Origin of the sequence: Parasphingomonas puruogangriensis (assembly GCF_036663635.1) — a bacterium.
Taxonomy (GTDB): Bacteria; Pseudomonadota; Alphaproteobacteria; order Sphingomonadales; family Sphingomonadaceae; genus Sphingomonas.
On sequence record NZ_JAXOJI010000001.1, the window covers coordinates 269,866 to 285,238 of the forward strand.

The window sequence follows — 15,373 nt, forward strand, 5'->3', positions numbered from 1 at the left end:
GCCATGCCCGTCGAGCGTGGGAGGCCCTAAGCCCATGCCGTCAGTTGGGGAGGTGCAGATAGCTTGGATCGAACCCGGCGGCGGTTTGCAGCTTGCGGACGTCGAGGATCGAGATCTGCTGGCGCTTGAAGGTCATCATGCCTTCTTCGCGCAGCCGTTTGAGCACGCGATTGACATGGACCGGGGTCAGTCCCAGCGCATCGCTGAGGTCTTCCTGCGTCAGAGGGAGATCGAACACATCCTCTGTCGCCAGGCCGACGTTGCGCAGCCGGGCGTATAATTCGCAAATCAGATGCGCCACGCGCTGGAAAGAGTCGCGCCGCCCGAAATTGACGATCCATGCCCGCAGCACGGCCTCGTCGACCAAACTGGCCCACCACAGAGCGCGCGCAATGCCGGGGCGTTCGGTCATTTCCAGCATCAGCTCGCGCGCGATGAACGCGACCTTGGCGGCGCCGAGCGTGCCGATGCTATGGTCCATCTCCCGGAACATGGTGATGTGCACGTCGCAGAAATCGCCCGGCAGCAGGAAGGCGGTGATCTGCTTGCCGCCATCCGGCACGAGTTGATAGCGGCAGGACCAGCCTTCGAGCATCAGATGGACATGATCCGGCTTCTCGCCCTCGCGGATGATATCGCGCCGGGCGCCGAAGTCGCGCACGTCCGCGGTGAGATCGCCCAACAAGTCGAGATCGTCCTCGGCAAGGTTTCCGACGCTTTGCAATTTCTTGATCAGGGGATGGGTCATCTACGCAGCTTAACACGCATCAGGTGACAAATCGCACAAACACTTGCACCCGCTTCCCAAGTCATGGGCGAAATCAGGGGTTGCGGGTTCGCCAAATCAGGCTGATCCTCGTTAGTGCGCCGCAACGAAACGCCACGGGCGGCATTGTCCGATCATGCAGCGTTTTTATTTCCACGTGTTCAACGATGAAGAGACCCGCGACGAGATCGGGCAGGTGTTCAGCAATCTGGCGGCGGCACAAACCAGCGCGGAGCTGGATTGCGTCGCGTTGGCGGCCGCGTCGGTCACCGAACACCGTCATCTGATCATGCATCATCGCATCGAAATCGAGGACAAAACGGGGGCCGTGTTGTCGACGGTGCGGTTCGGGGATGTGATCGACGTGCGCCGCTAACCGCGCTCAAGTCGCCGTTACCGTACGCGATCCTAGCCTTGCGAGGGCTGGCGCCGAGCTGGCCGCGGCCATGCATCCAAACGGCGTGCGAGTGGTTAAGCGCGCGACGATAGGCAAGTGGGAGGGTGGACGATTGGCCGATGCAGACGCAGGCATGAAGGCGGCCGCCGAATTGGTGCCGGCCGGCGCACTGCATCTCCAGCGCGAAGTGGCGCAAGGCGGCATGGCGAGGCTAGGGCGGATCGAGCTGGCATCGATGTCCCTGGAAGCGATGCTCGGGCGGGACTCATTGTGGTTGTTCGTGCGGCGTGACGGTGTCGGCGGCTATGCGCTGCGCACCGCTTTCTCGGCCAGCGGGCTGACCATCGTCGAACGCGTGCTCGGCGAGAACGGCTTCGTCTTCCGCTGTGACAGCGCGATCGGGCAGCAGGAAGTGCGGATCGAGGTGATCGACCGCGTCGCACCGTTGCTGCGCGCGTCCGTCACCCTGACGCCGCCGGTTCCGCTGGTGGTACGATTCTGGCCGCGCGACCTGTACCCGATCGGGGCGGACGACGACCCGCTTGCCGCGCAGGGGCATGTCGAGGCGGCGCAGCGTGGGCTCAACGCGCCGATCGTGCTTGTGGCGCGCGACGAGCCGGGCATGGGCGGGTTACTCTATTTCCAGAATCTGACGGCGCTTAATGGCTTTTACCGCGCCACCGGCACGCGGCCCGACAGCGTGGTCGGCGGGCGCTGGCCGCAGCTCGGCTATCAGCCGCCCTCGGGCCCGCAATTTCAGCAAGCCGACGACAATCCGCTGCCGGCCGATACGCCGGTGACGATCTCCGATGCGCTGCTGGCGTTCGACACGCTCGAAGCGGGCGACCCGCGTCAATCGGCGATCGCATTCCTCAACATGCTGGGCACGATCTATCCCCATATCGTCCGGCCGGCGACCAAATATCACGACTGGCCGGCGCTGGCGAAGACCACCGCACGCGATCTGCGGCGTTCGGCCAAGGCGACGGTGGAGCATTACGGGCATCGCTACGTGCGGCCCTATACGGCAGCGGAAGTGCCGGATTCGATGGTCCAGCTGGCGGTGGCGCGGCCGATCGCACGATTGGCCGAACTGGATGCACAGTATCGCCCGCTCGCCGCCGACCTGCTCGCCGGGGTCAGCCGGTTTTTCGATCCCGAGCTTGGTGCGGTGCGGCGTTTCCTGCCCAACGTGATCGCGCGATCGCGCGCGCTGGACAATGAAAAGGACGAGAACGAGGTCGACAGCTGGTATCTCTACCATCCGCTGGTCAATCTCGCGAAGCTGGCGCGCGCCGGCGACGCCATGGCGAGGACCATGCTGCTCGACAGCGTGGACTTCGCCATCAAGGTCGCGCGGCACTTCCGTTATCGTTGGCCGATCACTTTCGATGTGCGCACGCTCAAGGTGCACGTGCTGACGCGCAAGGAAGGTGATCCCGGCCAGTCGGATGTCGGCGGCATCTATGCCCAGCTGATGCTCGACATGTGGGAGCTGACCGGCAAGAAGCGCTTCCTGAACGAGGCGATCAAGGGGATCGAGGCGACGCGCGATCGGCGCTTCGATCTCAATTACCAGACCAATCTTACCGCGTTCGGTGTCAGCGCCTGCCTGCGGCTGTGGCATGCGACCGGCAATCGCTGGTTCCTCGAGCAGAGCTTCGTGTTTCTGGCGAGCTTCCTGCACAACACCTTGTTCTGGGAGTCGCAGCTCGGCGCGGCGGCGCATTATACCACCTTCATGGGCGCCACGTGCCTGCATGACGGCCCCTATATGGCGATCTACGAATGCTATGAAAGCTGGGAGGCGTTTCGCCACTATCTGGTCGAGGGGCGCGACGACCTGCCACATTCGGTGAAGCTGCTGACGGCGGAATTCTGCCGTTACGGGCTGCAGCGCGCCTGGAGCTTCTACCCGGCGCATTTGCCCGACGACATCTTTCCCGACGAGATCCGCAATGGTGAGATCGACCGCAAGCTCGCCTTTCCACTGGAGGATTTGTACGGTGCGGGCGACCCGCCGGGGCAGGTGGGCCAGGAAATCTATGGCTGCGGCGCGGCGTTCGCTTTTGCCGCGGGAGCCTGGCGCACGCTGCAGACCGCACCATTCTCCCTGTTTTGCGATTATCCTATCGCCAAGATCGACGAGCGTGACGATGTCGTGCGGTTCGAGACGGTCGGCGTGGCGGGAATGGAGTGCCGCTTGCGCCTGATCGCCGCCCCGCGCCGACGCGCAGCGGTGCCGCGACTGTCGCTGCTTGGATCGGCCGATATATCCTTGCGGCGCACGGACCGGGGCGATTTCGAAGCGATCGTCCCCGCGGCGACGCCCTTGTCGCTTGCCTGGGACGTCCCGGCGGCGTGACCATGGACCGCCCCTACCGCATCATGCTCGTGCTCGGCGGCTAAGCTCGGCGGCCGATCAGGCCGCCCGTGCCGCCGTCCGTGCGGCGAGCTTCTCTTCCTCGGTCCAGACTTTGCGTTCCTTCGGCGCCTTTGCCGGCTTGACCTGCTTGACCGGGCCACCGCCCAGTACCGGTGCCCGCTTGGTCGAGTGTCGCGCAACTTCGCAATGCCAGGGGTGATCATCCTGCACAGTCAAGGCCTGGCCGATCTCGCGCTCGACGTCGTGCAGCCAGGCGCGCTGCTCGGCATCGCACAAGGTGACCGCGAAGCCGCTACGCCCGGCGCGCCCGGTGCGGCCGATGCGGTGGACATAGCTCTCGGGCAGGCTCGGCAGATCGTGGTTGAACACGTGCGTCACCGTGTCGACATCGATGCCGCGGGCGGCGATGTCGGTCGCCACCAGGACCTGCACCGTGCCGGCGCGGAACGCATCCAGCGCGCGTTCGCGCTGGCCTTGCGACTTGTTGCCGTGCAGCGCCTCGGCGGTGATGCCGCCTTCGCTGATGAAGGCGCAAACGTCGTTGGCGATGTTCTTCTGCAGCGTGAAGACGACCGCTTGGCCCATCTCCGGTGTCCGCAGCAACTCTAGCAACGCTGCCTTCTTGTCGGCGGCGTCGAGGAACATCACCGACTGCTCGATCCTGTCGACGGTGGTGGATGGCGGGGCGATCTCGACCTTGGCCGGATCGCGCAGCAGGCTTTCGGCCAGCGTGGCGATCGATTTCGGCATGGTTGCCGAAAACAGCAGCGTATGCCGGTCCGTCGGCAGGGTCGCGACGATGCGCTCGATGGGCTTGGCAAAGCCCATGTCGAGCATCTGGTCGGCCTCATCCAGCACCAGCGCCTCCAGTTGCGACAGATCGCACAGGCCCTGCTCGACCAGATCAAGCAACCGGCCCGGCGCCGCGACGAGGATGTCGACGCCGTCCGCAAGCGCGTTGACCTGGTGGAACTGGCTGACGCCGCCAAAGATCGTCGTCACGCGGAGGGGCAGTTGGCGGCCGAAGCTTTCGAAGCCGGCGGCGATCTGAGAGACCAGCTCGCGGGTCGGCGCCAGCACCAGGACCCGGGCGCCGCCCTTGGGCGCCGGACGCGGATCGGAGGCCAGGCGATGCAGCAGCGGCAGGGCGAAGGCGGCGGTCTTGCCCGTGCCGGTCTGCGCCATGCCGAGCATGTCACGGCCCTGCAGCAGCAGCGGGATCGATTGGGCCTGGATCGGCGTGGGGTTAGCATAGCCTTGTTCGGCCAGCGCGCGCAGCAGGGAGGGCGCCAAAGCGAGATCGGCGAACGTCATGGTCATCGTGAAGCGGCGCCTCCAGCGCTGGGCAAGGCCGCGCCGCACCGGGCTTAGCGTTATTCAGAGCGCGGGCTGGTAGATTTTATGCTGCACTGCGTCAATGCGGAAGGCAGGGATCCGCGTGGTAATGCTGGCTACCGCCGGCGATCGGCATGGTGGCTCGCGCGCGCCGGATTCGGCAAGGCCGTCATGGTACGGGCGGTCCTTGCTTACGCGGCCGATAAGAGGCTTAGGCAGGAAGCTCGCCGACGCCGCAAAGGGCGCGCGCGCAGGGAATTAGCCGATGACCGATCCAGACCACCAGTTCGTCCTGTTGTTCACCTCCGAGGACCGTAAGGGCATTGTCGCCGCGGTGGCCAACTCGCTGGCCTCGCAGGACTGCAACATCATCGACGCGGCACAATATGGCGATGCCGGGACCGGTCGCTTCTTCATGCGGGTGAAATTCTTGGCGCCCGCACGATTCAGCATCGCCAGCTTCACCGAGGCGTTTGCGCCCGTGGCGACGGCATGGCGGCTGGACTGGAAACTGCACGACATGGCGGTGCCGCTGCGCGCGATGATCATGGTCTCGAAAGGCGGGCATTGTCTCAACGATCTACTGTATCGCACGCAGACCCGGCGGCTGCCGATGGCGATCACCAGCGTCGTCTCGAACCACACGACCTGGCAGCGGCGCGTGGAGCATGAGGGGATCGCGTTCCACCATTTGCCGATCACGCCCGACACCAAGGCGGAGCAGGAAGCGACGTTACTGGCGCTGATCGACGCCCAGCAGGTCGATCTGGTGATCCTGGCGCGCTACATGCAGGTGCTGTCGGACGATGTCTGCCGGCGGCTCGACGGGCGGGTGATCAACATCCACCACAGCTTCCTGCCCGGCTTCAAGGGGGCCAATCCGTATCACCGCGCCTATGCGCGCGGGGTGAAGATGGTCGGCGCCACTGCGCATTACGTTACGCCGGATCTGGATGAAGGCCCGATCATCACGCAGGACGTGTCGATCGTCGACCACGCCGACAGCGTCGAGGATCTGATCGCGCAGGGGCAGGATACCGAGAGCCGCGTGCTGGGGCGGGCGGTACAGGCGCATCTCGAGCATCGCGTTTTGCGCAATGGCGAGCGTGCGGTGGTGTTTCGATAAGCAAGCGCGATCGATCGGTACCGCCATTCGCCAGCGGTAGCAGCTTTACCGATCCCACAGCCGCGTCGTTCCTGGTGCGCAACCGAATTCGAGACGTGGGTTGCGTCGGCATGCTGTCATCTTGCCCCAGCTAGTGTATGGAGTCCGCATGGCTCGAATTATCTATGTGGAAGACGACGAACTAGCGGGCGACCTGGTGCGCGAGGTGCTGACCGAGGCAGGACATTTGGTCGGGGTGATCGGCCATGGCACGCTTGCCTTCGACACGATCGCGTTCAAAAAGCCCGAATTGGTCATCCTCGATCGATCGGTGCCGGGCATGCAGGGGCTCGAAATCCTCAAACGGCTGCGCCAGATGCCGTCCATGTACCTGACGCCGATCCTGATGCTGACCGGCGATCGCAATCCCAAACGGGCCAACGAAGCGATGCTGGCCGGCGCGGACGATTATCTGGTCAAGCCGTTCCAGCCCGAAGATCTGGTGCAGCGCGTGGCGGCGGCGATCGCCGCCAAGAGCTTCGCCGCCAACCGCCGGATACGCTGACCGGCCGAGGCCGGCTTCAGGCCGCCGCCCGCGCGTCTAGCGCTTTTTGGCCAGCAATTGCTCGACGCGGAACACGAATTCGTCCGGGTCAAAGGGCTTTTTCATGTAATCATTGGCGCCGGCGAACATCGCGAGTTCTTCGTCCTGGGCGCCACGCCGGCCCGTCAGCATCATCACCGGCAGGTCGCAAAAGGCCGGCATGTTGCGCAGTTCGCGCAGCACCAGCACGCCCGACAGGCCGGGCATGTTGCAATCGAGCACCAGCAGATCGGGCTTCCTGGCCTTGACCACGCGAAGCGCTGCCGTGCCGTCCCCCACCAGGCCGGCGCCGTGGCCCGCCGCCACCAGCGCATCGCGCGCGATCTCGCCTACAAGTTCGTCGTCGTCCGCTATGATTATCAGTGCCACTGGCTGCCTCGCTGTTCGGATTATCAAGCCTATAAGGTCGATACCTTACGAGAGTACGAACTGCTGCGCTGCCTTACGCCGCGTCGCGCAACGACGCTGCGGCGGCGACGATGCGGGTTGGCCGTTGCTCCTCCGGCCAGGTAAGCAATCCATCCTCCATTTCGCTGGCGCGATCGCCGAGCGCGATTTCCCCGAACATGCCGGCGGTCCCAGCGAGTTTATGGAGCAATTCGGCCGCCGCCTGAACTTCGTCATCGCTAAAGGTGCCGCGTTGCAGCAGGGCATCGACATGATCCAGCGTGCGCGCACGATGCTCGGCATATTTGCCTTGCGCGGCGGCGCTTGGCTGGAATTTAGTCGGTTTTTTAGCGGGAGCGATTTCCTTTGCCCCTGGTGCCGACCACCGGTTCACGGTGGCCAGAAGCACCTCCATCGGCACCGGTTTGGAGACATGATCGTCCATGCCGGCCGCGCGACAATTATCGAGGTCCGAGGCGAAAGCGTTCGCGGTGAGCGCCACGATCGGCAGCCGGCGCGCGCCGGGCGCTTCCATGGCGCGGATCGCCTTGGTGGCGGCAAGCCCGTCCATGACCGGCATTTGCATGTCCATCAGCACCAAATCGAACGGCGCGCCGTCCCGAATGCTAGTCTGCACCGCCTCCAGCGCGGCTTGTCCGTTCTCGGCCAGCACCACCTCGTGCCCGCCCCGGGCGAGCATGGCGGTGACCAGCAGCTGGTTCACTTCGTGATCCTCCGCCAACAGGACGCGACGTGGTTTCGCGCCCGGCAGCATGGGCATATCGATACCGGCGGGATGCGGCATTGCCGGCGCGTCGGCGATGGTTAGCGGCAGGATCAGCGTCACCGTCGTGCCCTGATTGGCGATGCTCTCCAAAGTGATCCGGCCGCCCATCAGCGCCGCTAGACGGTTGCTGATCGCAAGCCCCAGGCCGCTTCCGCCATAACGGCGCGTGATCGAATGATCGGCCTGGACGAATTCCTCAAAGATCGACTCGCGACGTTCCGGAGCGATGCCGATGCCGGTGTCGCGAACGGTGATCGCCAGCCACGGGGCTTCGTCGCGCTCGACCCGCTCGACCGATAGCGTGACTGCGCCATGTTCGGTGAACTTGATCGCATTGCCCACCAGATTGAGCACGATTTGCCGAACGCGCAGGCCATCCCCGACGATAAAGCGCGGTACATCGTCGGCGACCTGGACCTCGAAGCGCAAGCTCTTCTGCGCGGCGCCGGGCGCGAGCAATTTGCCACAGGCCCGCACGGCGTGGGGGAAATCGAATGGCTCGGCGACGGTATCGAGTTGCCCCGCCTCGATCTTCGACAGATCAAGAATGTCGTTGAGCAGCTTCATCATCGCCTTGCCGCTATCGGCGATGAGCATCGCGTCGCGGTGCTGGCTCGGCGACAGGTCGCTCGCCAGCAACAGCTCGGCAAATCCGATCACGCCGTTCATCGGGGTACGAATCTCGTGGCTCATATTGGCGAGGAACCCCGCTTTGGCGACCGTCGCCGCTTCGGCTTCGAGCTTGGCGGCCTTGAGCTCTGCCTCGATGGCGACCTGTGGCGATACGTCGCGCCAGATGCTGACAAGACAGGGCGTGCCGCCGATCTCGGTCGAGCGCGAACTTGCCTCGATCCAGGCGTAATCGCCATCCGCGCGCCGCATGCGGAAGCGCGTCGAGGTGGCATGCATATTGCTGCCGGCGCGCAGCGCCGCCCAATGTTCAGCGGTGGTAGCGAGATCGTCGGGATGAAGTCGGTCTGCCGGTTTCGTACCGATCATGTCGTCGGCGTCGATGCCGAGGATCGCGGTCGAGGCCGGTGACATGAACAGGCAGGTGCCCTTGATGTCGATCAGGGCAATGATGTCGCTGGCCTGCTCGGTGATCAGGCGAAAGCGGGCCTCGCTATCGCGTAGCGTCGCTTCGGCCAGTGCGCGCTCGGTAACGTCCTGGAACACCCCGAACATGCTGATCATCGCGCCCGCCCGATCGAGCTCCGCCTGCCCCTGGGATACGATATGGCGCACGGCGCCGTCGGTCCGGATGATGCGCGCGGCGAACTCGAAGCCCTGCCCGCTGGCAACGGCCTCGGCGATCAGCGCCTCTACGCGTGCGCGATCGTCGGGATGGTAGAAATCCATCGCCCGCTCCATTGGCGGCGGATCCCCAACGCTCAGCCCGTGGATGCGGAATACCTCGTTTGACCAGACCATGCCCCCGCCGACGTCCATCCGCCAATGACCGATCGCGGCGAGCGCGCCAGCCATGCTGAACAGGCGATTGCTGTCGCGGGCACGCTGGAGCGCGGCAGCGGCCTCCGCCTCGAGCAGCTTGCGCGCGGAAACGTCGCGCGTCGAGGCGATGAATTCGCACGGTTCGCCGTCATCGTCGCGAAGCAGCCGGAACACGCTTTCTACCCATAACGGGTCGCCGCCACGCCGATAATGCTGGTAACTGCAGGTCTGATCGTCGGCTCCGGCGAGCAGCGCGCCGCAAGAGGCAGCGATCTGCGGCACATATTCGGGGAGGACAACGTCGGTGGACAAAGTGCCGACGAGCTCCGCGGGGGGCACGCCGAGCAGTTGTTGTGACGCCGGCGTCACCGACAGGAAGGTGCCGTCGATGCCAACCCGGGCGATCATGTCGCTCGTATTGTCGGCCAGCACGCGATAGCGCCGTTCGCTCTCGACCGTCTCCGCTTCGGCCCGTTTGCGTTCGGTAATGTCGCTGATCGTGCCGTAGCTGCCCACCATCTCCCCGCTTGCGTCGCGCAGCAGGCCGACATTGACGATCGCCCATCGCAGGCCGTCGCGTCCATCGAACCGCACCTCGGCTTGGCCCGTTCCCGCTGGGAAGGCCGTGGCGTTCCCCGCCGCGGCGGCCTGCAATTTGGGCCAATCTTCCGCCACGATCCCGATGTCCGCGCGCTGTCCTAGACTTGCGGCGGGGTCGCACCCCGTCATCCGGACCCAGGCTTCGCTCAGGAAGGTCCAACGGCCGTCCGCGTCGGTTTCGAAGATGACGTCTTGCGAGCGCTCGACGATGCGGCGATGGCGCGCCTCGCTGGTTTCCAGCGCAAGCCGCAACGCGTCGCGCTGTTCGAGCGCCGCTCCTGCCGGGAGCGACATCAGGAAGGTGGCCGCGAGATAGAATTCGAAGAATTGGAAGCGGCCGGCAGGCGACAGGCTGGTCATCATCACCGGGCCATAGCCATTCGCCGTAGCGACCCAGCCGATCACCGCCACGATCGCGATCGACAGCGCCGCGCCAGACCGCCCGAGCTTGAATGTGGCCAACAGGATCGGCAGGGCGGGGACGAACAGCAACGGCAGTTTCTGCTGCAGAAACACCGCCAAGGTGGTTGCGGCGACCGCCAGGATCAGCGCGCCGCCTGCGCCCCACAAGCGCGAGAAGAATCGCGCGGTCAGAACGGTGCGTCCCCGGTCCCGCAACAGCGGAACGATCGGGCTGGCGATCAGCGTGCCAAGTCCATGCCCGATAACCCAATCGACATAGGTCAGTTCCCACGGGCGGCCAAACGCCAGCCAGACCATGGTCGCGCCAACCACGCCGCTGACCATCGGCGCAAGCAGGCCGGCGGCCCCGATGAATATGGCCACAGTGCCGGAAGACTCGAAATAGTCGCGATCCGGCAGAAAGCGCCGAAGCAAGGCCGCAGCAATCACGGCTTCCGCGACCCCGCCGATAGCCAAGAACGGCGCCGCCCACAGCACCGGCCCGAACAGCAGGCCGGCGGCAATCGCAGCCGGCAAGATCCACAGCAGGATTGCGGGCCATCGGCTCGGCTTGGTCGCGCAGAGATGCGCGATGAGCGGCGCGTTGGCCACCCACAGCAGCGCGATCCCGCCGTTGAACCTGGTCAACAGAACCGCTGCTGACGCGAGCATGAAAAAGGCAAATGCTACCTGTTTGTCGTTCGTCTGGGGCAACGCTTCACCTCTGAAAGTCTGCGAATCTTGCATAACGCAGGGTGGTTAATCATCACCCCACGGTCCGATTAGGTCAGCTGATGATGCGGTGGATCTCGTCGGCGCAGTCGCGCAGTCTCGCCGCACGCTCCTCCGCCGGCCAAAGCTTCAGCCCTGTATCAAGCGCCGCTGCCGCGTCGCCCAGTTCGGCTTCACCGAACATGCCAGCGGTTCCCGCCAGATTGTGCGCCATCTCTGCCAGCGCGCCGATCTCGGGCTCGGTGTAGCGCCCCACGCGGAGGATAGCGTCGATTGCATCGATCGTTGACTGGCGGCGGGCGGCATAGCGTTGCTTCAGCGATCCGCCCGGGCGTGCGGGCGGGGCGGGCCATTCGGCGGCCGGGGCGGGGGGCCCATCGGCCTCGTTCGAAGCCGATACCGGCGGCGACTGGTCGCTGCGTTCCGCGGGCAGGGCATTGTCCAGATACCGCTGCAGCACCTCCTCCAGCGCGGCCGGATCGAGCGGCTTGGTAAGATGATCGTCCATCCCTGCCTCGCGGCAGCGCGCCAGATGCTCGGGTTGCGCGCTCGCCGTCAGCGCGACGATCGGTAGGGTCGCGGCCGCGCTGGTCTGCGCGCGCAGGGCGCGGGTGGCGGCAAAGCCGTCCATTACCGGCATCTGGCAGTCCATCAGGATCATATCGAACGGCTCTGCCGCGGCAGCGGCAAGCGCCTCGACGCCATTCTCGGCGAGCCTGACGACACAGCCATATTTCGACAGCATGGCGAGCATCAGCTCGCGGTTGAGGTCGACATCGTCCACCACCAGCACGCGCTTGCCAAGCAACGACAAAGAGGGGACGCTATGCTCGTCATGGCCGAGCTCGGTTGGGCCGGCGATCGGGAGGGCGAGCTCGAACCAGAAGGTCGAACCCACGCCGACTTCGCTTGAGACCCCGATCTCACCGCCCATCAGCGTCACCAACTGCCGCGAAATGGCCAGGCCGAGGCCTGTACCCCCATAATGCAGCGCGACGGAGGCATTTGCCTGGGCGAAACGATTGAACAAGGTACCGATCTTGTCCGGCGATATGCCGCCACCGGTGTCCACAACCTCGATCCGCACGCGGGCATTCCCCCCCTCGTCGGCAAGCCGCAGCACATTGGTCGTGACTGAGCCATATTGAGTGAACTTGATAGCGTTCGACAATAGGTTGAGCAGGATCTGGCGCAGGCGTCCGTGGTCGCCGACCAACCGATGCGGGATGGCCGGATCGACATGCACGTTCAGCACAACGTCGCGCGCGGCCGCTTGCGGCTCCATCAGGGACGTGGTCCCCGCGAAAAATGCCAATACGTCGAATGGGGTGCAAACCAGCGCCAGTTTGTCGGCCTCGAGTTTCGAGAAATCGAGCACATTGTCGATCACCGCATGCAGCGCGACCCCAGCGCGGTGAACCATGCGGACGCGGCGCTGGTCTTCGGCGTCCAGCCCGGTACTTTGATCCAGCAGACGCGAGAAGCCGATGATGCTGTTGAGCGGGGTGCGCAGCTCATGGCTCATATTTGCCAGGAAACGCTCCTTGGAATGCATCGCCTCCTCCGCCGTTAACCGGGCCGCAGTAAGCGCATCCTCCTGCTCCTTGCGCTCCGTCACATCGCGGATCACGTCGAGATATCCGGTCGGTGCATTGCTCTCCGGGTCGCGCATCAGCGCCGGGCTCGATTCAAGCCAGACCCAGCGCTCTTCGGTTTTATGCCACGCCCGCCAGCGCACGCATTTGCCTGTCGCGCCGGCCCACAAGGCCCGGAACGTGTCGCGCAGCGCGTCGAGGTCGTCGGGGTGGGTGATATTGCCGGGCTGCGCCCCCATTCGATCTTCGGATGTGTATCCCGTTATCGCTTCTGAAGACGGGGAGACGAACGTCGTATGGCCGTTCAGATCGCTGGTGACGATGATGTCGCTCGAATTTTCTGCCATCAGGCGATAGCGCAGGTCGCTTTCGCGGGCCTTTTCCTCGGCCTTTTTCAACGCCGAAATGTCGAGCATGACGCCGAAGATGCTGGCCGCGACACCGCGCTCCCGGCGGATCGTGCCGCGCGTCAAAACATGCCGCGTCGCGCCGTCCGGCAGCACGACGCGATAACTGCTTTCGTAGTCGTCGGCGCCGATGGCGATAGCGTCCGCCAAGACCTGCGTCGCCTGGGCACTGTCATCGGGATGGCGACGACTGGTCAGATTCTCGATGGTCGGGGCGTCCTTGGCGGGATCGAACCCGAGGATGGTCCACAATTGCTCTGACCAGGTCATCTGCTGGGTCGTCAGGTCGTAAGTGCAGAAACCCATATGCGCGATCTTGCCCGCGGCGCGCATCATGACGTTGGCCTGCACCGCGGCCTGTTCGGCGCGCTTCAGCTCGCTTATATCCCGCTTGCCGATGAACACGCGGTGGATCTTGCCGCTTTCATTGCGTAGTGGCACAAAGCGGATGTCGAAGGTTCCGCCGTGCCGCGATACCGTCCGTGGCGTCATGGCGTGGCCGGCTTCGGCGGATGCCATCGCTTCCGTGATATCGTCGATCATCCGAGCGGCCACGTCGGGTGGGAACAACGCATCGAGGGGCTGGCCGTGGGCCTGTGCAGCGGTCGTCCCGAGCGCCGCCTCTGCCGCCGCGTTCATCGTGTTCATCGGGAACGCGCCATCGACGACGTCGCACACGAAGTTGAGATCGGACGAGCTGTCGAAAATCCCCTTGAACAGCGCTTCGGCATCCTTGACCTGTGCCGCCGATCGCTCCGCCACAAGATAGGCGCGGGTCAGCTCCAGATTGCTCTGTTCGAGCGCAGCTTGTGCCGCCACGCGGAATGTGACGTCGCGACAGGCCGAAACGATGCGCGGTTCCCCCTCGTCGCTCATTACGATGCGTGCGACGAACTCGATCGGGACGAGATGGCCGTCTTTATGGTGCAGCGAGGTCAGATGGGTCATCGTTTGGCCCATCGGTTCGGCCTTGAGCTTGGCAGTCGCCTTGACCATGGCTTCATGCTCGGCCGATGGCATGAAGCCGAACACGCTCCTGCCAACCAATTCTTCCGGCAAAAATCCGAGAATATTCTCGCTCGACGGCGACATGTAGAAGCAGCGCCCCTCCATCGAATACAGGCCAACCATGTCGCTCGCACTTTCCGCCAGGAGGCGGTAGCGCGCTTCGGATTCGCGCTGTGCGGAAAGGTCCTGGACCTGGGCGATCAAATGCTTGGGCGACCCGTCGTCGCTCACCACCATCGACACCGACAGTCGCGCCCACATGATCCGGCCGCTCTTGCAAATGTATCGTTTTTCGAGCTGATAGGAGGGCATTTTGCCCGCGATCAAGTCGTCCAGCAGAGCCAGATCGGCGACCAGGTCGTCGGGATGCGTGATCGTCTGAAAGTCTAGCTTGGTCGCCTCCTCGACCGAATAGCCGATCAGCGCGCAAAATGCGGAATTCAGCTTTAGCAGACGCCCGTCGAGCGCCACCACCGCCATCCCGATGGGCGCATGGTCGAACGCATTTTCGAACAATTCGGTCTGTGCGCGCCGTTCGGAAATGTCCTGAATCAGCGCGGTGAACTGCCAGTCCTCGCCGATATTGGTGGCGCTGAGCGACAGTTCGATCGGAAAAATGTCACCGTTGCGGCGTTGCGCGGTGACTTCGATGCGGGTGCCGATCAAGCGTGCCGTGCGGCTTTCCATGAAGCGCGCTAGCCCGGCGTCGTGCGCGCTGCGCAGTTCCGGCGGCACGATGAACTGCGACATACGCTGCCCGATCACGTCGCCAGTGCGCCATCCGAAGGTCAGCTCGGCATGCCTGTTCCAGCCGCTGACGATACCGTGCCGATCGATCGTCACAATCGCCTGATGCGCGGTGGCCAGAATGCTTTCCAGCCGCTGTTCCTTGGCGCGCACGGCTTCCTCGAGAAGACTGTGCTCGGCACGATGGCGCGATTGCAACTGGGCGCTCAAGTCTGCGGCCAGATCGACGGCCATTTGCCGCTGCGCGATTTCCAGGCGGAGCGCGCGCGATCGGCGTATCAACAACACGCCCGTTGCCAGCCCCCCGCACAGGAGAACGATGATGATCTCGTCCAGCTGCCATGCTTCATGTTCGGCGACAAAGGCGTTCAAGTGTTCGTAGGCTTGAAAATGCGCGCAAAAAAGGCTCACAACCGCCGCGGCAAGCAGTGCCACCAAGGCATCCCGAGACCGTCGAGCGGCCACTCCGCGAGTTGGCGCGTCGGTCAAATCAGCTCTCCCTTCACTTGCTCCTAGGGCGAAGGGCATAACAGATGGTGAAGAGGCGGATCGGCCTGCGCTTGTTGCGACCGGATCGGGCCGCGTGCGTTGCCTGGGGTATGACCCGCTATTGGCAGCACTGACCGGGCTCGATCTGCTGACGGCGGGGACCTCGTGAAGCCT

9 protein-coding genes are annotated in these 15,373 nt (G+C 64.4%); 4 read left to right on the forward strand and 5 right to left on the reverse strand.

The window, feature by feature from the left end; genetic code table 11:
• Positions 1-40: 40 nt before the first annotated feature.
• The gene (locus U1739_RS01375) at positions 41-748 is read right to left on the reverse strand and encodes a Crp/Fnr family transcriptional regulator (protein WP_332703241.1); all 708 of its coding nucleotides are present in this window, start codon (positions 746-748) and stop codon (positions 41-43) included.
• Positions 749-902: 154 nt separating this feature from the next.
• Between U1739_RS01375 and U1739_RS01380 the strand changes: the two genes are divergently transcribed.
• Positions 903-1,142 carry a DUF6894 family protein gene (locus U1739_RS01380; RefSeq protein ID WP_332703243.1) on the forward strand — a complete coding sequence of 80 codons (240 nt, stop codon included), beginning with the start codon at positions 903-905 and terminating at the stop codon, positions 1,140-1,142.
• A gap of 133 nt (positions 1,143-1,275) precedes the next feature.
• A complete protein-coding gene (locus U1739_RS01385) occupies positions 1,276-3,528 on the forward strand; it encodes a hypothetical protein (RefSeq protein ID WP_332703245.1) in 2,253 nt (750 codons plus the stop codon).
• Positions 3,529-3,585: 57 nt separating this feature from the next.
• Here the strand turns inward: U1739_RS01385 and U1739_RS01390 are convergent, their stop codons facing one another.
• On the reverse strand, positions 3,586-4,869 hold the full coding sequence (locus U1739_RS01390) for a DEAD/DEAH box helicase (RefSeq protein WP_332703247.1): 1,284 nt from the start codon (positions 4,867-4,869) through the stop codon (positions 3,586-3,588).
• Between the two features lie 280 nt (positions 4,870-5,149).
• Between U1739_RS01390 and purU the strand changes: the two genes are divergently transcribed.
• A complete protein-coding gene (purU, locus tag U1739_RS01395; protein WP_332703249.1) occupies positions 5,150-6,010 on the forward strand; it encodes a formyltetrahydrofolate deformylase in 861 nt (286 codons plus the stop codon).
• A gap of 148 nt (positions 6,011-6,158) precedes the next feature.
• On the forward strand, positions 6,159-6,554 hold the full coding sequence (locus U1739_RS01400) for a response regulator (RefSeq protein WP_332703251.1): 396 nt from the start codon (positions 6,159-6,161) through the stop codon (positions 6,552-6,554).
• 36 nt (positions 6,555-6,590) lie between these two features.
• On the opposite strand, the gene U1739_RS01405 is transcribed toward U1739_RS01400, so the two are convergent.
• The 3 genes from U1739_RS01405 to U1739_RS01415 all read right to left on the reverse strand — a co-directional run bounded on the left by U1739_RS01405 (position 6,591) and on the right by U1739_RS01415 (position 15,082).
• Entirely contained in the window at positions 6,591-6,962 is a 372-nt protein-coding gene (locus U1739_RS01405) for a response regulator transcription factor (protein ID WP_332703253.1), read from the reverse strand.
• Between the two features lie 73 nt (positions 6,963-7,035).
• Positions 7,036-10,968: a PAS domain S-box protein gene (locus tag U1739_RS01410; protein ID WP_332703255.1), complete on the reverse strand. Its 3,933-nt coding sequence runs from the start codon at positions 10,966-10,968 to the stop codon at positions 7,036-7,038.
• A gap of 40 nt (positions 10,969-11,008) precedes the next feature.
• Entirely contained in the window at positions 11,009-15,082 is a 4,074-nt protein-coding gene (locus U1739_RS01415; RefSeq protein WP_332703257.1) for a PAS domain S-box protein, read from the reverse strand.
• Positions 15,083-15,373 lie beyond the last annotated feature (291 nt).

What these genes read in the sequence shown, in the direction of transcription:
- U1739_RS01410 (WP_332703255.1), bottom strand. Translation starts at nt 10,968, where the DNA reads ATGCAAGATTCGCAGACTTTCAGAGGTGAAGCGTTGCCCCAGACGAAC.
- purU (WP_332703249.1), top strand. Translation starts at nt 5,150, where the DNA reads ATGACCGATCCAGACCACCAGTTCGTCCTGTTGTTCACCTCCGAGGAC.
- U1739_RS01375 (WP_332703241.1), bottom strand. Translation starts at nt 748, where the DNA reads ATGACCCATCCCCTGATCAAGAAATTGCAAAGCGTCGGAAACCTTGCC.
- U1739_RS01390 (WP_332703247.1), bottom strand. Translation starts at nt 4,869, where the DNA reads ATGACCATGACGTTCGCCGATCTCGCTTTGGCGCCCTCCCTGCTGCGC.
- U1739_RS01400 (WP_332703251.1), top strand. Translation starts at nt 6,159, where the DNA reads ATGGCTCGAATTATCTATGTGGAAGACGACGAACTAGCGGGCGACCTG.
- U1739_RS01380 (WP_332703243.1), top strand. Translation starts at nt 903, where the DNA reads ATGCAGCGTTTTTATTTCCACGTGTTCAACGATGAAGAGACCCGCGAC.